Raw genomic sequence first — 18,023 nt, 5'->3', positions numbered from 1 at the left:
GGACTTGGCTATTGCCGCAGATAAACCTGCGGGATGGTGTAGTCAGGGTGTGAACCGACGCTGAGATCGGCGCGATACCAGTGGGTCAACGTCTCTGCCTGTAGCACTTGCGCAGGCGTGCCTTGTGCGACCAGCTTTCCTTCGTGCAGCAGCAGAATGCGATCGGCATACAGCGCGGCCAGATTCAGGTCGTGCAGGACGCAGCATACGGATAACGGCTGTTCGCGTGTAAGCTGCTTGAGCAGCCGTAAGAGGTGCTGCTGGTGGTACAGATCCAGCGCCGAAGTCGGTTCATCGAGAAATAACCAACCCGGCGTCGGCTCTGGATGCCACAGCTGCGCCAGCACGCGAGCCAGTTGCACCCGCTGTTGCTCCCCGCCGGAAAGCTGACGATAGTCGCGCGTAGCCAGTTCCAGACAGCCTGTTTGCGCCATGACCTGCTGAATAACATCATCATTTTTTGGGTAGCGCCCATGAGGGGATCGCCCCATCGCAACGACATCCCGCACGCTAAACGCAAACGCCATGCTGCTATGTTGACGCATCACCGCACGCGTTTTTGCGAGCGCGCCGGGCTGCCAGTGCGAAAAAGGCTGTCCGGCTAACAGGCACTCGCCTTCATCTGGCGTCAAATAACCGGTCAGTAAACGGAGCAGGGTGGATTTCCCCGCACCGTTAGGGCCGATAATCGCGACGATTTCCCCAGGATGTAGCGCCAGAGAAACGTCATCTGTCAGATAACGCCCGTTGGTCTGAAAGCGTAGATGACGTGCGACTAACGTCCGATCGAGCGCTGAGTCAGTCATTGCCTCGCCCTTTATGCTGAACGATCAGCCATAAGAAATACGGCCCGCCAATCAGGCTACTTAACAAACCAACAGGCATTTCTGCTGGAGAAAGCAGCGTGCGTGCCAGTGTATCCGCAAACAACAGCAGACAGGCACCGCCGAGGATAGAGCCGGGGATGAGCCAGCGATGGTCGGCCCCCAGATGCATGCGCATCAGGTGTGGGATGATAAGCCCGATAAACCCGATCACGCCGCTGACCGCCACCGCCACGCCAACTAACAGCGAACTCAGCAGCAGCAGCGTGTACTTGGTGCGTTTCACATTAACGCCAAGGTAATGCGCCTCTTCGTCCCCTAATTGCAAAACGTTCAGACGGTGTGCGTAGTATAAGGTGGCGATCGTGGCGGGGATGACCAGCGTGCTGGCAACGAGCAGCATTGGCCATTGTGCTTGTCCGAGGCTCCCCATTCCCCACAGTGAGAACTGGCGCAGTTGCTGATCGGTACTGATGTAGGTCAAAACGCCGATGAGGGCAAGACACAGCGCATTGAGCGCAATACCTGCCAGCAATAGTCGGGTTAATCCACCCTGTTCGGAGCGGCTGAGGATGAAAATGATCGCTGTAATCGCCAGACTACCCGCGAAAGCGGCGAACATCGGGCCGTAAAGCGCCAGCAGAGGGGGAAGGCCGAGCGGCAGCACGATAGTCAGCGCGACGCAGAGCGCGGCACCGCTGCTGATCCCAAGTAGACCAGGATCGGCCAGCGGATTACGAAATAACCCCTGCATAATCGCGCCGGAACAGGCCAGCGCGCCACCGACGAGGATCGCCAGCAGCACGCGAGGTACGCGGATATTCAGCCAGATATGCCAGATCGGATCGTCAAGCGGCGTTTGCCATAACATCTTGAGTGATAGGGGGAGCGCACCCATGTTGGCGGCACCCACCATCAGCGCCACCATCAATAACAGCAGTGCGATCAACCACGTGCGCGGGTGAAACCGTGACGTCATTTTATCGCTTCAGCTGTTTGACGCAGCGTCGCCATGAGCGTCGGGGTATCGAGCGTGAAGCCGAGCATTGCCATGTCATCGACCACTAACAGGCGTTTGTTCTTACCCGCAGGTGTCAGTTCCAGGCCGGGTAACTTCCAGACCTGTGCTTCACCACCCAACGTTTTCAATCCTTGACTGGAGATCAGAATCAGATCCGGCGCACTGGCGATCACACCTTCCTGCGACAATGGCTGGTAGCGCTCAACGTTTTGCATGGCATTTTTTAATCCGGCGCTGCGGATAATGGTGTCTGGCGGGCTATTTTTGCCCGCAGCCAGCGCGGTCATGCCGCCGTGGCTGAGAATGAACAGCACATTAACCGGCAGCGGTGACGTTTTTACTGCCGCCAACTGTTGCTGATAAGTTTCCGTTAGTTTTTTACCTTCTGCGTCCTTTCCTAGCGTCTGAGCGATGGCCCCGATTTTCTTCGGCACCGCATCCAGCGATGGCTCGGCGGTTATATGAACCACTTTTGTGCCGCTGTCCGCCACCTGCTGCAGGATGAGTGATGGCTGAGACAGATCGCTGGCGAGAACCAGAGACGGTTTCATTGCCAGAATACCTTCGGTGTTGAGCTGGCGCATGTAGCCTACGTCAGGCAGTTTCTTCACCGCTTCCGGATGCAGACTTGTGCTGTCGCGCGCAACCAGATCTTTCTCTGCGCCCAGCGCATAGATGATTTCCGTGACGTCGCCGCCGATAGAAACGATACGTTCAGCAGCAGACACCCCCAGCGGGAGTGTCAATAGCAGGGGGAATAGCCAGTTTTTCATGCGGCGAGATCCTTATGCGGTTTCAGGGCATCGATCTGGTCGCGCCACTGCTGTTGTTCCGGCGTGCCTTCGGTACGTTGCCCAAAGAGTTGTGCAATTTGAGAGCCGTCTGCGGCATAGAGTTCGAGGCTGGTCACAATACCGTCGGCTGTCGGTTTACGCGTGATCCAACTTTCAGCGATCGCGCCTTCAATCAGATGCAGGGTGAAATCTTTATTAAAGATGTTAATCCATTCCGCATGCTGCTCCATACGCTCTACACGCTCAAGCGTACCGGTGAAGATTTGCACACAGCCACGATTACCGACGAATACCATGATCTCGTTCTGATCTTCACGCGCGGCAAACAGAATCTGTGACAGCGCATCGTTTTCTACGCGGTAGGCCAGATCGTCAGCGACCGAGTTAAACGCCTGCTGACGCGTCAGGTTATAGCGCTTGAGCAGAATGAAGAAATCATGCACATCCGTCATAGCACGCCAGTCCGCTTCAAGCTGAGGATTATGGGCAGTGACCTGCTCGGCTGCTGCGCTGTTCGCTGGACGAAGTGCCAAGGCAGGGTTTTCGCTGCTGGTAAATTTCTCAACAAATAACTGCCAGGCGTCCATGTCCGTGGTGTCGGTCGTGTAGACCTTCAGAATGGCATCACCTTGATGATCGAAAAATTGAATGCTCTGGCGCTCACCGCGTGCGGTATTTTCACGCAGCGCAAAGGCGGAAGCCCATTGAGAAAGGAACAAACGCAGATCCAACTCGCGCGGGTTGAGGATAAGACCTGCGTGCCCATCAAGCGTCTGGTTTTGATAGTAACCGGTGTGCTCATGCACGGCGTATTCGTTGCGCGTGATCGACTTGGTATTACCAACCTGCTCCAGTGCACTGAGCCAAACTTTGGCATCACCCTGTAGACGCTGTGCATCGTGTCCGACGCGGGCGTGCGTCAATTCCGCTTCGCTGATGCCGAGTTGTGCAGCCAGATCGCGGGCGTATTTGCGCGGATGTTCTACTTTAGCCTGGAGGTATTGTTGGTAAATGGACGTCTGCATCTCGTTCCCTTAATCGTTGTCGTGTTGATTATAGCAATGAATGAGAATCATTTTCATGTAACAAAAACGCAACCTCAAGTGAAGTTTTCTTAATAAGTGGAATAAGAGGAATCGTAAGAGGTATTTACGTGCTGCGAGATAGCGAGATGAGCGGCGGGAAAGCAGGAAAACGGCTGACACACTACCGGGGAAGGTGAGTGTGCCAGCGTATATCGGATTAAAAACGACTGTCGACGGCGTCTGCCAGACGTGCCAGCAGTGTTTCGGTATCCTGCCAGCTCAGGCACGGATCGGTAATGGATTGCCCATACGTCAATGCCAGAGGATTGATCGCCGGCTGGTTGCCTTCGATTAAGAAACTTTCCGCCATGATGCCCGCAATGGCGCGTGAACCCGCGCGAATTTGCTGGCAGATGTCATCGGCAACGTCGAGCTGACGGCGATGCTGTTTCTGACAGTTGGCATGACTAAAATCGATCACCAGATGTTCGGGCAACGAGAATTCACGCAGATGATCGCAGGCGGCGGCGATATCTTCCGCGTGGTAGTTCGGTTTTTTCCCGCCACGCATAATAATGTGGCCAAACGGGTTACCCTGCGTTTTGTAGACTGACATGAAGCCCTGCTTATCCGGCGAGAGGAACATGTGCTGGGCGCGAGCGGCACGAATGGCATCGACGGCGATGCGCGTATTACCGTCTGTCCCGTTCTTGAAGCCAACAGGGCAGGACAGCGCCGAGGCCATTTCCCGGTGGATCTGGCTTTCGGTAGTTCTCGCGCCAATCGCGCCCCAGCTAATCAGGTCGGATATATATTGGCCAGTGACCATATCGAGGAATTCCGTCGCGGTCGGCAAGCCAAGCTGGTTGACGTCCAGCAGCAGGCGGCGTGCAATTTCCAGCCCTTCATTCACCTGGAAGGTTCCATTGAGCGCGGGATCGGAAATGAGTCCCTTCCAGCCCACCACCGTGCGCGGTTTTTCAAAATAGGTGCGCATGACGACTTCCAGTCGATCCTGATACTGCGTGCGTAGTGCAGCCAGACGGCGTGCATAATCTAACGCGCTATCGGTGTCATGGATGGAACACGGGCCAACCACGACGAGTAAACGGGGATCTTGGCCGGTTAGAATGGCTTCGATTTTCTTGCGTGACGAGGTGACATTTTCGGCAACGGCAGGGGTAATCGGGAGTCTGGCGAGTAGCGTTTGAGGCGTAACCAGACTCTCGATGCGCGCGCTCCGCAGTTCATCTGTTTGCAGCATGTTTTATCTCTGAATACGGTCAAGCCGAAAACCTGTCGTCACCGAAATGCATGGACATGACAGTGTTTTCAGACAGCGTTTTCAGGCTATGTTTCCGACTAAAAGGTTGCTTCGCAGCGGCGAAATGCCGGGAAGTGATGGTGCACACAATAAACGAAATGGCGCACATTACAACCGCATCAGGATAAAAAATCTATCATGTACTAGTACATTCTCCGACTCATGCCGAGAATGTCGATGATTTTGGCGGAAATTTCCTCAACAGAGTAATTGGTGGTATTGAGATATTTAATCTGATGCTTGCGAAATAGTGCTTCAACTTCACTGAGTTCCATGCGGCACTGGCGCAACGAAGCGTAGCGACTGTTTCCCCGACGCTCTTCCCGAATGGCCGCCAGCCGTTCGGCATCAATAGTGAGCCCGAATAGCTTGTGCTGGAAAGGTTTTAACGCATCAGGCAGGCGCAGGTTATCCATATCATCGGCAATAAAAGGATAATTGGCAGCGCGAATGCCGAACTGCATCGCCAGATACAGGCTGGTCGGCGTTTTACCGCAGCGTGACACACCCAGCAAAATAACCTGTGCCTGATCGAGGTTGCGCAGCGAAATACCGTCATCGTGCGCCAGCGTATAATCGATGGCGGCAATACGGGCGTCGTATTTGCTTAGGTTATTGGCCGTCAAACCGTGAGTGCGGTTGGCAATCGGCGTAGGCGGCGTGTTCAATTCTTCCTGCAAGGGGGCAACCAGCGCCTGCACGATGTCCTGGCAAAACCCTTCGCTGCTGGTAATAATGTTACGCACGGTCGGCGTGACGATGGAGTAAAACACCAGCGGGCGCACACCGGTTTGCTGATATAGCGTATTGATTTGCTCACACACGGCTTTGGCGCGAGCTTCACTTTCCACGAAAGGTAAGGTATAGCTAACCGTGTTCACGGGGAACTGGGATAACACCGCATGACCCAGTACTTCTGCCGTAATGGCTGTACCGTCCGAGACATAAAATACGTTCCTTTCCACATAACCCCCTTGTGATATTTCCGACAGCTCGAACACGTTAACCTCGTCAAAAATTGCGTTTCAAGAATACTTTTATTAAAACGCCATTTCATTATCTTCATGATAAAGAATGCTAATCTTCTACGATATTGGATTTTTACCGTGTTAAGCAATCATTCGCCGTGAAATCAGTTTTTTTTCATAGGTTGATCGATTCACCTGTCCATGTTCATCAAAACGCTATGCTAACCTGATTGCGTTGAGGCGATTCTCAACCGAACTCTTTCATACCCTAATTGTATGCAGAAAGGATTATTTTCGATGTCCAATAACGGCCCTGATTTGCGTAATGTCCTTTGGTATAACCAGCTCGGTATGCACGACGTTGAAAGGGTGGGGGGCAAGAATGCCTCTCTGGGTGAAATGATCACCAACCTTTCAGGATTGGGCGTAGCCGTTCCCAACGGTTTTGCGACAACGGCGCAGGCGTTTAATGATTTTCTTAATCAAAGCGGGATCAACCAGCGCATTTATGAGCTGCTCGATCGCACCGACATTGACGATCTGAGTCAACTGGCGAGCGCCGGTACGCAGATTCGCCAGTGGATTATTGATACGCCATTCCAGCCGGAGCTGGAAAAGGCAATCAGTGACGCCTATCAGCAACTGGCCGATGGTGAGAAAGACGCCTCGTTTGCCGTGCGTTCTTCCGCCACGGCAGAAGATATGCCGGATGCGTCCTTTGCCGGCCAACAGGAAACCTTCCTGAACGTGCAGGGCATTGACGCGGTGATGGTGGCGGTGAAGCACGTGTTTGCGTCGCTGTTTAACGATCGTGCGATCTCCTATCGTGTACATCAGGGGTATGACCACCGTGGCGTGGCGCTGTCGGCGGGTGTGCAGCGTATGGTGCGTTCCGATCTGGCCTCCGCAGGCGTGATGTTCACCATCGATACCGAATCTGGTTTTGATCAGGTGGTGTTCATCACCTCGGCTTACGGTTTGGGTGAAATGGTGGTGCAGGGTGCGGTGAACCCGGATGAGTTCTATGTTCACAAACCGACCTTGCAGAACAACAAACCGGCGATTGTGCGCCGTAACATGGGATCGAAAAAAATCCGTATGGTGTATGCCGCGAGCCAGGAACATGGCAAGCAGGTACGGATTGAAGATGTGCCGACAGAACAAACGACACGTTTCAGTCTGACGGATGACGAAGTGCAGGCGCTGGCGCGTCAGGCACTGCTGATTGAGAAACACTACGGCCGCCCGATGGACATCGAGTGGGCGAAAGATGGCCACACAGGCAAACTCTATATCGTGCAGGCACGCCCTGAGACCGTACGTTCCAACGGCCAGGTCATGGAGCGTTATCACCTGCCTGCCAGCGGCACGGTGCTGGTGGAAGGTCGTGCGATCGGCCACCGTATCGGTGCGGGCGAAGTAAAAGTGATTCAGGACATCAGCGAGATGCACCTGATCAACGCGGGAGATGTGCTGGTGACCGACATGACCGACCCAGACTGGGAACCGATCATGAAGAAGGCGGCGGCGATTGTTACCAATCGCGGCGGACGTACCTGCCACGCGGCGATTATCGCACGCGAACTGGGCATCCCGGCCGTCGTGGGCTGTGGCGATGCGACCGAGCGTTTGCGCAAAGGGCAGAAAGTGACGGTGTCCTGTGCGGAAGGCGACACCGGTTATGTGTATCAGGATCTGCTGGACTTCTCCGTGAAGAGTTCACAGATTGATGAAATGCCCGCATTGCCGCTGAAAATCATGATGAACGTAGGTAACCCTGACCGCGCATTTGATTTCGCCTGTCTGCCAAACGATGGCGTCGGTCTGGCGCGTCTGGAATTCATCATCAACCGCATGATTGGCGTGCACCCGCGTGCGCTGCTGGAATTTGACCAGCAAGCCCCTGAGCTGCAACGCGAGATCAAAACGCTGATGCAGGGCTACGACGATCCGGTGGAATTCTACGTAGGTCGTCTGGTGGAAGGGATTGCGACGCTGGCAGCGGCATTCTCGCCGAAGCGCGTCATCGTCCGTTTGTCCGATTTTAAATCGAACGAATACGCCAATCTGGTCGGCGGCGAGCGCTATGAGCCGGAAGAAGAAAACCCGATGCTGGGTTTCCGCGGTGCAGGCCGCTACGTATCGCCGGACTTCAAAGCCTGTTTTGCGCTGGAATGTGAAGCGGTCAAACGCGTGCGTAACGTGATGGGCCTGAAGAACGTCGAGATCATGATCCCGTTCGTGCGTACCGTGGCCCAAGCGGAAGCGGTGATTGCCGAACTGGCGAATCAAGGCCTGCGCCGTGGCGAAGACGGTCTGAAAATCATCATGATGTGCGAAATTCCGTCCAACGCGCTGTTGGCCGATGAATTCCTGCAACACTTTGATGGCTTCTCCATCGGTTCAAACGACATGACGCAGCTGGCGCTGGGTCTGGATCGTGACTCCGGCGTGGTATCGTCGCTGTTTGATGAACGTAACGATGCGGTGAAGGCGTTGCTGTCGATGGCGATTAAAGCTGCCAAGAAACAGGGTAAATACGTCGGTATTTGCGGTCAGGGCCCGTCAGATCACGAAGATTTCGCGATCTGGCTGATGGAGCAGGGCATCGATAGCCTGTCGCTCAACCCAGACACCGTGGTGCAAACCTGGCTGAATCTGGCTGAGCACAAATAATCCGTACGCCATGATGCTCGGCAGTTAGCGGGCGTCATGGTAGCCGGCGATGTCAGATTTTAGGGGAAACACGGAGATGAGGTTCCCGCAGGGATACCTCACTCCGTGGTCGCCCCGTGTATCTCGCTCTTATCACGATGGGGCTGCCGTTGGCCTTGGTGTTTCTTACGGTGCCGCAATCAGGAAGGATTTGAACTGTGGCGTCATCACTGCGCTAAAGCCCTTATCCGTTTTGGTAATCAGATAAACCGCCAACCCCTGCTGTTCCGCCAGCTTCAACGCTTTCTCCGTTCCCAACACCATTAAACCCGTATCCCAGCCATCGGCTTCCAGCGCGGTTGGCGCAATCACGGTTGCAGAAACCAACTGATGAGTAATCGGTCTGCCCGTCTCGGGATCGATAACGTGAGAATAGCGTTTGCTGTCTTCCTCAAAATAATTCCGATAGCTGCCGGAGGTGCTGATCGCATAACCCTGCAAATTCACCGCCGCCTGCGCTGCATTTTCCTGGTCGGTTGGCTTCTGAATCGCCACACGCCACGGCGTACCCTCGGCGTTCACCCCACGGCTGGAAATCGCACCACCGACGGAAACCAGATAATTGGTGATCCCTTTACGCGTCATTAGCTGCGCGAGAACGTCTGCGCCGTAGCCTTCGCCCAGCGTGGAGAGATCGACATACAAATCCGGAAGGTCTTTCTGAATCCACTCGCCTTTTTCGTCACCGATCAGTTTCAGGTGGCGCAGCCCGACATTTTGCCGCGCTAAATCAATCTGCTGTTGGCTGGGAATCCGCGTAGGCTGCTTCTGCGGGCCAAATCCCCAGAGATTAACCAACGGGCCGACGGTGATATCCATCGCGCCGTGCGTCGCGTTACCGATACGCAGCGCGGCCAGAATGATATCCGCCATGCCATGGCTGATGGGCTGTGGTTCCGTTCCCCGGTACTGATTAAAACGCGACAGCACCGAATCGTCACGGTAGGTGGAAATGTCGTTATTGGCCTGCTCCAGCAGGGCATCGATTTCCCGTTGCAACTGTGTTTTGTCTTCGGTGACGTCGCCGCTAATTTTTACGCTATAAAACGTCCCCATGGTCTTGCCTTCAATGGTCAACAAAGGGCGCTGTGTCGTCGGCGTTGGATTATCGCAGGCTGTCAGAAGGGTGAATAAGCCACAGAGTAGCAATCTCTTCGCGGCGAGAGGCATCATGAAAAACTCCTGAAAAACTGAACTGAGAGTAGGCAGACAGGAGAGTAACAAAAAAGGGATGAGGCGTAATTGAATGGAAGACAAATGAAAGGAAAAAAAAGGCCCATCTCAGGGGATGGGCAAAGACTACACACAGCAATTCGTTACTAACTCTGACGAGGAGGAAACCTCATTGACAAACAGTAGGTTAATACTAGCTCCGGTATTTATCCTATGGATTATGGCCTATTTCGTCATTAAGAATCATCCTAATAGTTAATTATCTTTTAAGAGTTGGTCTCTCAGAGTTTTTATATTGTCAATAATATTGATGCATTAGAGAAATGATATCAAAATTTTTAGGACTAATCCCTAGGAATAGAGGGTTAATCATTAGTTACTTTTACCTATTGAAAAAGTAAGGGAATGATAGTGTCGAAAAAAGAGAACCGGAAAATAGAGCCGAAGCAGCGATGCTGGGAAAGGGAATGCGTGGGCGGCGTACCGCCCACGGGAAGATAAAACGGTGATTACCAGTCTTACTCTTTATTCGGTGTGTTAGACGTATTAACGGAGAGGATGTTTTGCGGTTCGGGGATTTCACGCATCCAGGCAAACAGCAGACGGTAGGAAACAGCGAGGACGACCGGACCAATAAATATCCCAATCATGCCAAACGCCAACAACCCGCCAATCACGCCAGAAAGAATCAGCAGCATAGGAAGATCGGCTCCCATTCTGATTAATACCGGACGGATAATGTTATCGATGGTGCCAACGAAACAGCTCCATACCAGCAGGATGGTGCCCCAAGTGGTATCGCCCGTCCAATACAGCCAGATAATCGCAGGAATCAATACCGGAAGTGGCCCCAACTGCGCCAGACAACATAGAAACATCAGAACGGTTAATAGTGTGGTGTAGGGAATCCCAGATAGCCCCAGACCGATTCCGCCTAGCACCGATTGCACGATAGCCGTTACCACCACGCCCAGTGCGACGGCACGAATTGACTGTGCTGCCAGAATCACGGCGGCATCGCCGCGCTCCTGTCCCAGCCGGATAGCGAAATGTCGCACGGCCTTCGCAACGGCTTCGCCCTTGTAATAAAGCAGGGCGCTGAAGATCAGCATCAGGGAGCAGTGCATCAGAAAACGCCCGACATGCGCAGCCTGTGCCACCAGCCAGGTCGCCGTTTTACCAAAATAGGGTTGCACTTTGGCGAACAGACCGCTGCCACCGCTTTGCAACAGCGCCTGCCAGCTGTTAAATAATTTCTCTCCCACTAAAGGAATGGACGTCAGCCACTCCAGCGTCGGTGGCGAAAAGTTTTCCTGTCTGGCTCCCCAGCTCATTAGCGCCGAGCTGTTATCCACCACGCTGCTGACAAGAACGGCAATCGGGACAATAAATAGCAGGATAAGCAGCAACGTCATCACCAGCACTGCCAGAGAACGCCGCCCCCATAATAGCGCCTGAAATTTAATCAGCATCGGCCAGGTGGCAATGACCACCATACATGCCCAGGCGAATCCCAGAATAAAAGGCTGCACCACCCAAAAACAGGCAATAATCATGATGGTAATAAACACCAGACTGAACAGGATTCTGGCCAGGTCAAATCGTGGTGGTTGAGAATATTTGCTCAACGAATGGTTCCTCAATAGCAAAAGAAAAGGCTGAAGGTGAGGTGGTTTGGGTGAACTGATTTAATCACAACGTCATCATGAGATATTTCCGGGTGTTTTGACAGCCTGTTGAACATTTTGTTGGTGAAACGACGGTTCGCCAACACGCTGTATGTTTTTGCCGATCCGGGAGCGCACACGATTGCGAAATGTGATAAAACGTGATGTCCCCGATGACAGAGCGGCTATAGCAGACTCTTCACAGGCATTTCACGACATATTGGCAAACACATCATGTACGGACAGGGTCAAAAAATAATGATCCCACAGATCACGCAATCTCCCGGGCTGGTCCAGCCGGTGCTTAATTTTCTGGAAGCATTGAAGAAAAATGGATTCACAGGCGATACGGCGACTAATTATGCCGATCGTCTGACGATGGCAACGGATAACAGTATCTACCAACTTTTGCCGGATGCGGTGGTTTTCCCCCGCTCAACCGCCGATGTGGCGATCCTCTCACGGCTGGCGGGTGATACGCGTTTTTCCGGGTTGACCTTTACGCCACGCGGTGGCGGGACAGGAACGAACGGGCAGGCGCTGAACCGCGGCATCGTGGTCGATATGTCGCGTTATATGAACCGCATTCTGGAGATCAATCCTGAGAAAGGCTGGGTGCGCGTCGAAGCTGGCGTGATTAAAGATCAGCTTAACCAGTATTTGAAGCCTTACGGCTATTTTTTCGCACCTGAACTGTCGACCAGTAACCGGGCGACGCTGGGTGGCATGATCAATACCGATGCATCAGGGCAAGGTTCGCTGGTGTACGGTAAAACCTCAGACCATGTGCTGGGGCTGCGTGCGATCCTGCTGGGCGGCGAGATGCTGGATACGCAGGCGATGTCGGTCGAACTGGCAGAGAAACTGGCGTTAGAAGATTCCGCCATCGGCCGCATTTACCATACGGTGCTGCACCGCTGCCGCGAACAGCGTGCGTTGATTATCGACAAGTTCCCTAAGCTGAATCGTTTTCTGACAGGTTATGACCTGCGCCATGTGTTCAGCGACGATCTCCGTACCTTTGACCTGACGCGTATTCTGACTGGGGCTGAAGGCACGCTGGCGTTTATCACCGAAGCGAAGCTCGATATCACGCCGCTGCCGAAGAGCCGTCGTTTGGTGAATATCAAATACGACTCCTTCAACTCAGCGTTGCGCAATGCGCCGTTCATGGTGGAAGCGAAAGCCTTATCCGTTGAAACCGTGGATTCCAAAGTCTTAAACCTTGCCCGCGAAGATATCGTTTGGCACTCCGTCAGTGAACTGATTACCGATGTGCCTAATCAGGAAATGCTCGGCCTGAATATCGTGGAGTTCGCGGGGGATGATGAAGCGCTGATTAACGGGCAGGTCGACGCGCTCTGTCAGCGACTGGATACGCTGCTGGCTACCGGAGAAGGCGGGGTGATTGGCTACCAAACTTGTAACGATCTGGCTGGCATCGAACGTATTTACGCGATGCGGAAAAAAGCTGTCGGGCTGCTGGGCAACAGTAAAGGGCAGGCTAAACCGATCCCGTTTGCGGAAGATACCTGTGTGCCGCCACAACATCTGGCTGATTACATTGAAGAGTTCCGCGCGCTGCTGGACAGCCATAACCTGACGTACGGCATGTTCGGCCATGTGGACGCAGGGGTGTTGCACGTCCGTCCCGCACTGGACATGTGCGACCCGCAACAGGAAATGCTGATGAAACAGCTTTCCGACCAGATTGTCGCGCTGACGGCCAAATATGGCGGTCTGCTGTGGGGTGAGCACGGCAAAGGCTTCCGCGCCGAATACAGCCCTGAATTCTTTGGGCCGGAGCTGTATGCCGAACTGCGCCGTATCAAAGCGGCGTTTGACCCCGATAACCGGCTTAATCCTGGGAAAATTTGTGCGCCGCTGGACGTGGATGCGCCGATGATGAAAGTCGATGCGGTCAAGCGCGGCACGTTTGATCGCACGATCCCGCTGACGGTGCGTACGGCGTTTCGTGGTGCGATGGAATGTAACGGCAATGGGTTGTGCTTTAACTTTGATGCCCGTAGCCCAATGTGCCCGTCGATGAAAATCAGCGGCAACCGCATTCATTCACCGAAAGGTCGTGCGACGCTGGTTCGTGAATGGTTACGCCTGCTGGCGGAACAGGGCGTCGATCCGGTCGCGCTGGAGAACGCTTTGCCGCAGCAGAAGCTGAGCCTGCGCGCGTTTATCCAGAAGACCCGCAATACCTGGCAGGCGAAGCAAGGGGATTACGATTTCTCGCACGAAGTCAAAGACGCGATGTCGGGCTGTCTAGCGTGTAAAGCCTGCTCAACGCAGTGCCCTATCAAAATTGACGTGCCCGGTTTCCGCTCTCGCTTCCTGCAACTTTACCACACGCGCTATCTGCGTCCGGTTCGTGACTATTTGGTGGCCGGTGTCGAAAGCTATGCGCCGCTGATGGCGCGCAGCCCGAAGACGTTTAACTTCTTCCTGAAAATGCCGCTGCTGAATAACCTGAGCCGCAGCCAGATTGGTATGGTCGATTTGCCCTTGCTGTCATCGCCGTCGCTGCGTCAGCAGTTTGCCGGACATAGCGGCGTCAACACCACGCTGGAACAGCTGGAACAGTTGCCGGAAGCGGCGCGCCAACAGTATGTGTTAATCGTGCAGGATCCGTTTACCAGTTATTACGATGCGCAAGTGGTGGCTGATTTCGTCCACCTGATCGAAAAACTGAAGCTGAAACCGGTGCTGTTGCCGTTCTCGCCGAACGGAAAAGCGCAGCACATTAAAGGCTTCTTGCAGCGTTTTGCCAAAACGGCCTCGAAGACGGCAGATTTCCTGAACCGCGTAGCCAAACTGGGGATGCCAATGGTGGGCGTCGATCCCGCGCTGGTGCTGTGTTATCGCGACGAATACCGTGAAATTCTGGGTGAGAAACGTGGCGATTTTCAGGTGCAACTGGTGCATGAATGGCTGGTGACGGCTTTGGCAGACAGTACGCCGCAGTCTGCCACTGGCGAATCCTGGTATCTGCTGGGCCACTGTACGGAAACCACGGCGCTGCCGATAAGTACGAAACAGTGGTCAGACATTTTCTCGCGCTTTGGTGCCAAACTGGAGAATGTCAGCGTCGGATGCTGCGGCATGGCGGGAACCTACGGGCATGAAACCAAGAACCTCGCTAACTCGCAGGGAATCTATGCGCTGTCCTGGCAGCAGGTGTTGCAGAAGTTACCGCAGAAACGCTGCCTGACTACCGGCTATTCGTGCCGCAGTCAGGTGAAACGGATGGAAGGGCGCGCATTGCGCCATCCGCTACAGGCCTTGCTGGAGATTATCTGATGCTATGGAAACGACAGGTTACGCTTGAGCAGCTTAATGAACCGAGCCAAACGTGTATGGTGGGTCATGTTGGCATTCGTTATACCTGCCTTACTGAGGATGTTCTGGAAGCGGTGATGCCGGTAGATTCTCGCACGCGCCAGCCATTTGGCTTATTGCACGGCGGCGCGTCCGTCGTGTTGGCGGAATCGCTGGGTTCCGTCGCGGGCTATTTGTGTTCTGAAGGTGAACAGCAGGTTGTGGGGCTGGAAATTAATGCCAACCATCTGCGAGCCGTGCGCGAAGGGGAAGTGCGGGGCGTGTGCCGGGCGCTTCACGTCGGCCGCCGTAGTCAGGTGTGGCAGATTGAGATTTTTGATAATCAGAATCGCTTGTGTTGCATTTCACGTCTGACGACGTCGGTCATTACACCGTAAGCAGAGGCACTGAACCAGACGGCTAACGTGTCTGGTTCAGTTGCTCTTCAGGGGAGAAACGGCACACGCTTAACAAAGTCTGTCTGAAACTCGGTGGCTTTATCCCATGAGCCTTGCATGCTTAGCTGATGGCAAATTGATTTCAGCGTGTTACGGGCAAAGTAGTAGCTTTGCACTCGAAAGAGGTGGCAACGCCCTTCATTATTAATCTCTTTAATCAACCGATTGTGCAGCTTAACCAGCGCATGCAGATAGCTGTCGTCATCGCCATTTCTCAGACAGAGTTCAACCATGTCCATGCAGGCGTTATGATAGCGACGTAAATGGTCAATATTGCTTCTTGGACGGTTCAGGCGAGCTTCCGCCATATAGAAATCAACGGTGGCATCGCGAATCTGAAATTTATATTCGTCAATTTGATGGTGCAGCCAGGCATTCACGGAAAGCATGGTTATCGATCCCGAATATGAAATGATAATCATTATCATATTGATAAAAAAGGCCATGATCAATGGGCAAAATGTGCTTTAACGTCAAAAGTCCGATCGGAAATCACATAAATCTTCATATACCTTCCCTGTTTTACAAATAGGTATCGCCGATAAATGTTATAATAATGATAATGAGATGATAATTTTTACCTTCCCGAAAGGGGCAGGGGTGATGATATTAATTCATTTATTATCAATTGGTTAGTCGATTTTTCGCCGCGTTGTTTGGCGCGTCGGAGACGTGTAAAATAGCGCTATTGGCTCGCTAAAAACCGAAATGTTACGAATAGCCCTGCGAAACAAGAGGTTGAAGCTAGTTTCATTATCACTAACATTAGGGGAAACCAGCCTAAAACTGGTACCACACGCAATGAGGTATTCCATATGCAAGCGGAAAATGTAGGGACGTTTTCACTGGATGAAAATGTCTGGCAAGGACTGACGCTGACCGAGAGCGCCGTGAAGCAGATTAAGAATCTGATGAAGCAGGATGAAGCCGTGCAAGGACTGCGGCTCGGCGTTAAACAATCAGGCTGTGCAGGGTTTGGCTACGTGCTGGATCTGGTACAGGAGTTTGAGACCGACGATCTGGTCTTCGAACGTGATGGCGCAAAACTGTATGTCCCACTGAAAGCGATGCCTTTCATTGACGGCACAGAACTTGATTTCGTCCGTGAAGGGCTGAATCAGATATTCAAGTTTAATAATCCCAGAGCGCAGCATGCTTGTGGATGTGGCGAAAGCTTTGGCATTTAAGTGATGAAAAATTATGGCTCGTAGCACGGTAGATGTACCTGATGATGTCCAGATCTGGATGGGTGATGGACGCTATAAAGAAGGTTTTTTCACGCAGTTGGAAACCGATGAGCTGGCGCATGGCATCAACGAAGATGTCGTACGGGCGATCTCGGCGAAGCGTAATGAACCTGAGTGGATGTTGGAATTCCGTCTCAACGCCTACAAAGCGTGGCTGGAGATGGAAGAGCCGCATTGGTTGAAAGCCCATTACGAAAAACTCGACTATCAGGACTATAGCTATTATTCCGCGCCTTCCTGCGGTAACTGCGATGACAGCTGCGGCTCTGAGCCCGGCGCCAAGCAGCAATCCGGGATTACGGACGTGAATAATTACCTGACCAGCGAGGTAGAGAATGCGTTTAATCAGCTGGGTGTTCCTGTCCGTGAAGGCAAGAAAGTGGCTGTCGATGCGATTTTCGACTCCGTATCTGTTGCGACCACGTATCGGCATGAGCTGGCTGAAAAAGGCATTATCTTCTGCTCATTCAGCGAGGCGATTCAGGAGCATCCCGAACTGGTGCGTCAGTATCTCGGTACGGTCGTACCGGCGAACGACAACTTTTTTGCGGCGCTGAACTCGGCAGTTGCCTCTGACGGCACGTTTGTGTACATCCCGAAAGGCGTGCGCTGCCCGATGGAACTGTCGACGTATTTCCGCATCAACGCGGCGAAAACCGGTCAGTTCGAGCGTACGATCCTGATCGCCGATGACGACAGTTATGTTAGCTACATTGAAGGCTGCTCCGCGCCGGTTCGTGACACCTACCAGCTGCACGCCGCCGTGGTGGAAGTCATCATCAACAAGAATGCCGAAGTGAAATACTCCACGGTGCAGAACTGGTTCTCTGGTAAAGATGACGCAGAAGGCGGGATTCTGAACTTCGTGACCAAGCGCGCGCTGTGTGCTGGTGAGCATTCAAAAATGTCATGGACGCAGTCAGAAACCGGCTCAGCGATCACCTGGAAATACCCGAGCGTTATTCTGCGCGGTGACTACTCCGTCGGCGAATTCTTCTCTGTTGCCTTGACCAATGGTCGTCAGCAGGCCGATACCGGCACCAAGATGATTCACATCGGTAAAAACACCCGTTCGACCATCATCTCCAAAGGGATTTCCGCCGGACGCAGTGAGAACACCTACCGTGGTCTGGTGAAGATCATGCCGAGCGCGACCAACGCCCGTAACTTCACCCAGTGTGACTCTATGCTGATCGGCAGCGAGTGCGGCGCACATACCTTCCCCTACGTGGAAGTGCGCAACAATACCGCGCAGTTGGAGCACGAAGCGACGACCTCGAAAATTGGTGAAGACCAGCTGTTCTACTGTCTACAACGCGGTATCAGCGAAGATGACGCCATCTCGATGATCGTGAACGGATTCTGTAAGGACGTCTTCTCTGAATTGCCGTTGGAATTTGCGGTAGAAGCACAAAAGTTACTGGCGATTAGCCTGGAACACAGCGTCGGTTAATTCGGCGGTTACCGGGATTTTCAC

At 53.3% G+C, this 18,023-nt stretch carries 14 protein-coding genes and 1 other RNA gene; 5 read left to right on the top strand and 10 right to left on the bottom strand.

The window, feature by feature from the left end; translation table 11 throughout:
* Positions 1-8: 8 nt before the first annotated feature.
* From EIP93_RS13405 to ppsR, 6 genes are all read right to left on the bottom strand, one after another.
* The gene (locus EIP93_RS13405) at positions 9-806 is read right to left on the bottom strand and encodes a heme ABC transporter ATP-binding protein (RefSeq protein ID WP_125232828.1); all 798 of its coding nucleotides are present in this window, start codon (positions 804-806) and stop codon (positions 9-11) included.
* Positions 799-1,803 (bottom strand): FecCD family ABC transporter permease, encoded by a 1,005-nt coding sequence (locus tag EIP93_RS13400; RefSeq protein ID WP_039481224.1) that lies wholly within the window; start codon positions 1,801-1,803, stop codon positions 799-801. Before EIP93_RS13400 ends, EIP93_RS13405 begins: the two co-directional genes overlap by 8 nt.
* Positions 1,800-2,618: a heme/hemin ABC transporter substrate-binding protein gene (locus tag EIP93_RS13395; RefSeq protein ID WP_125232827.1), complete on the bottom strand. Its 819-nt coding sequence runs from the start codon at positions 2,616-2,618 to the stop codon at positions 1,800-1,802. The genes EIP93_RS13400 and EIP93_RS13395 overlap by 4 nt, the downstream gene beginning before the upstream one ends.
* The gene (locus tag EIP93_RS13390) at positions 2,615-3,664 is read right to left on the bottom strand and encodes a hemin-degrading factor (RefSeq protein WP_103970869.1); all 1,050 of its coding nucleotides are present in this window, start codon (positions 3,662-3,664) and stop codon (positions 2,615-2,617) included. Before EIP93_RS13390 ends, EIP93_RS13395 begins: the two co-directional genes overlap by 4 nt.
* Before the next feature lie 217 nt (positions 3,665-3,881).
* A complete protein-coding gene (locus tag EIP93_RS13385; protein ID WP_103860433.1) occupies positions 3,882-4,928 on the bottom strand; it encodes a 3-deoxy-7-phosphoheptulonate synthase in 1,047 nt (348 codons plus the stop codon).
* Between the two features lie 203 nt (positions 4,929-5,131).
* Positions 5,132-5,953: a posphoenolpyruvate synthetase regulatory kinase/phosphorylase PpsR gene (ppsR, locus tag EIP93_RS13380; RefSeq protein ID WP_039490055.1), complete on the bottom strand. Its 822-nt coding sequence runs from the start codon at positions 5,951-5,953 to the stop codon at positions 5,132-5,134.
* A 300-nt stretch (positions 5,954-6,253) separates the two neighbouring features.
* Here ppsR and ppsA point away from each other — a divergent pair, with 300 nt between their 5' ends.
* Positions 6,254-8,632, top strand: a complete 2,379-nt coding sequence (gene ppsA / locus EIP93_RS13375; RefSeq protein ID WP_103970868.1) for a phosphoenolpyruvate synthase — start codon at positions 6,254-6,256, stop codon at positions 8,630-8,632.
* A 165-nt stretch (positions 8,633-8,797) separates the two neighbouring features.
* On the opposite strand, the gene apbE is transcribed toward ppsA, so the two are convergent.
* The 3 genes from apbE to ydiK all read right to left on the bottom strand — a co-directional run bounded on the left by apbE (position 8,798) and on the right by ydiK (position 11,472).
* Complete coding sequence (gene apbE / locus EIP93_RS13370; protein ID WP_103860435.1) at positions 8,798-9,844, bottom strand: FAD:protein FMN transferase ApbE; 1,047 nt, start codon at positions 9,842-9,844, stop codon at positions 8,798-8,800.
* 91 nt (positions 9,845-9,935) lie between these two features.
* An RNA gene (gene rprA, locus EIP93_RS13365) (antisense sRNA RprA) lies at positions 9,936-10,047 on the bottom strand.
* Positions 10,048-10,362: 315 nt separating this feature from the next.
* Positions 10,363-11,472 carry an AI-2E family transporter YdiK gene (gene ydiK / locus EIP93_RS13360; protein ID WP_103860436.1) on the bottom strand — a complete coding sequence of 370 codons (1,110 nt, stop codon included), beginning with the start codon at positions 11,470-11,472 and terminating at the stop codon, positions 10,363-10,365.
* 297 nt (positions 11,473-11,769) lie between these two features.
* Between ydiK and ydiJ the strand changes: the two genes are divergently transcribed.
* Entirely contained in the window at positions 11,770-14,823 is a 3,054-nt protein-coding gene (ydiJ, locus tag EIP93_RS13355; RefSeq protein ID WP_125232826.1) for a D-2-hydroxyglutarate dehydrogenase YdiJ, read from the top strand.
* Positions 14,823-15,239, top strand: coding sequence for a hotdog fold thioesterase (locus EIP93_RS13350; protein ID WP_039489094.1), 417 nt, complete (start codon positions 14,823-14,825; stop codon positions 15,237-15,239). Before ydiJ ends, EIP93_RS13350 begins: the two co-directional genes overlap by 1 nt.
* Positions 15,240-15,286: 47 nt before the next feature.
* On the opposite strand, the gene EIP93_RS13345 is transcribed toward EIP93_RS13350, so the two are convergent.
* A complete protein-coding gene (locus EIP93_RS13345) occupies positions 15,287-15,688 on the bottom strand; it encodes a hypothetical protein (protein ID WP_039489095.1) in 402 nt (133 codons plus the stop codon).
* Between the two features lie 426 nt (positions 15,689-16,114).
* On the opposite strand from EIP93_RS13345, the gene sufA reads away from it, so the two are divergent.
* Positions 16,115-16,486, top strand: a complete 372-nt coding sequence (gene sufA / locus EIP93_RS13340) for a Fe-S cluster assembly scaffold SufA (protein WP_039489096.1) — start codon at positions 16,115-16,117, stop codon at positions 16,484-16,486.
* A gap of 13 nt (positions 16,487-16,499) precedes the next feature.
* Positions 16,500-17,999 carry a Fe-S cluster assembly protein SufB gene (sufB, locus tag EIP93_RS13335; protein ID WP_125232825.1) on the top strand — a complete coding sequence of 500 codons (1,500 nt, stop codon included), beginning with the start codon at positions 16,500-16,502 and terminating at the stop codon, positions 17,997-17,999.
* The last annotated feature ends 24 nt before the right edge of the window (positions 18,000-18,023 follow it).

Source organism: Pectobacterium versatile, from assembly GCF_003932035.1.
In the GTDB taxonomy this organism is placed as follows: Bacteria; Pseudomonadota; Gammaproteobacteria; order Enterobacterales; family Enterobacteriaceae; genus Pectobacterium; species Pectobacterium versatile.
The sequence above is the reverse complement of the archived record's forward strand: the minus strand, read 5'-3'. Positions and strand labels throughout refer to the sequence as shown.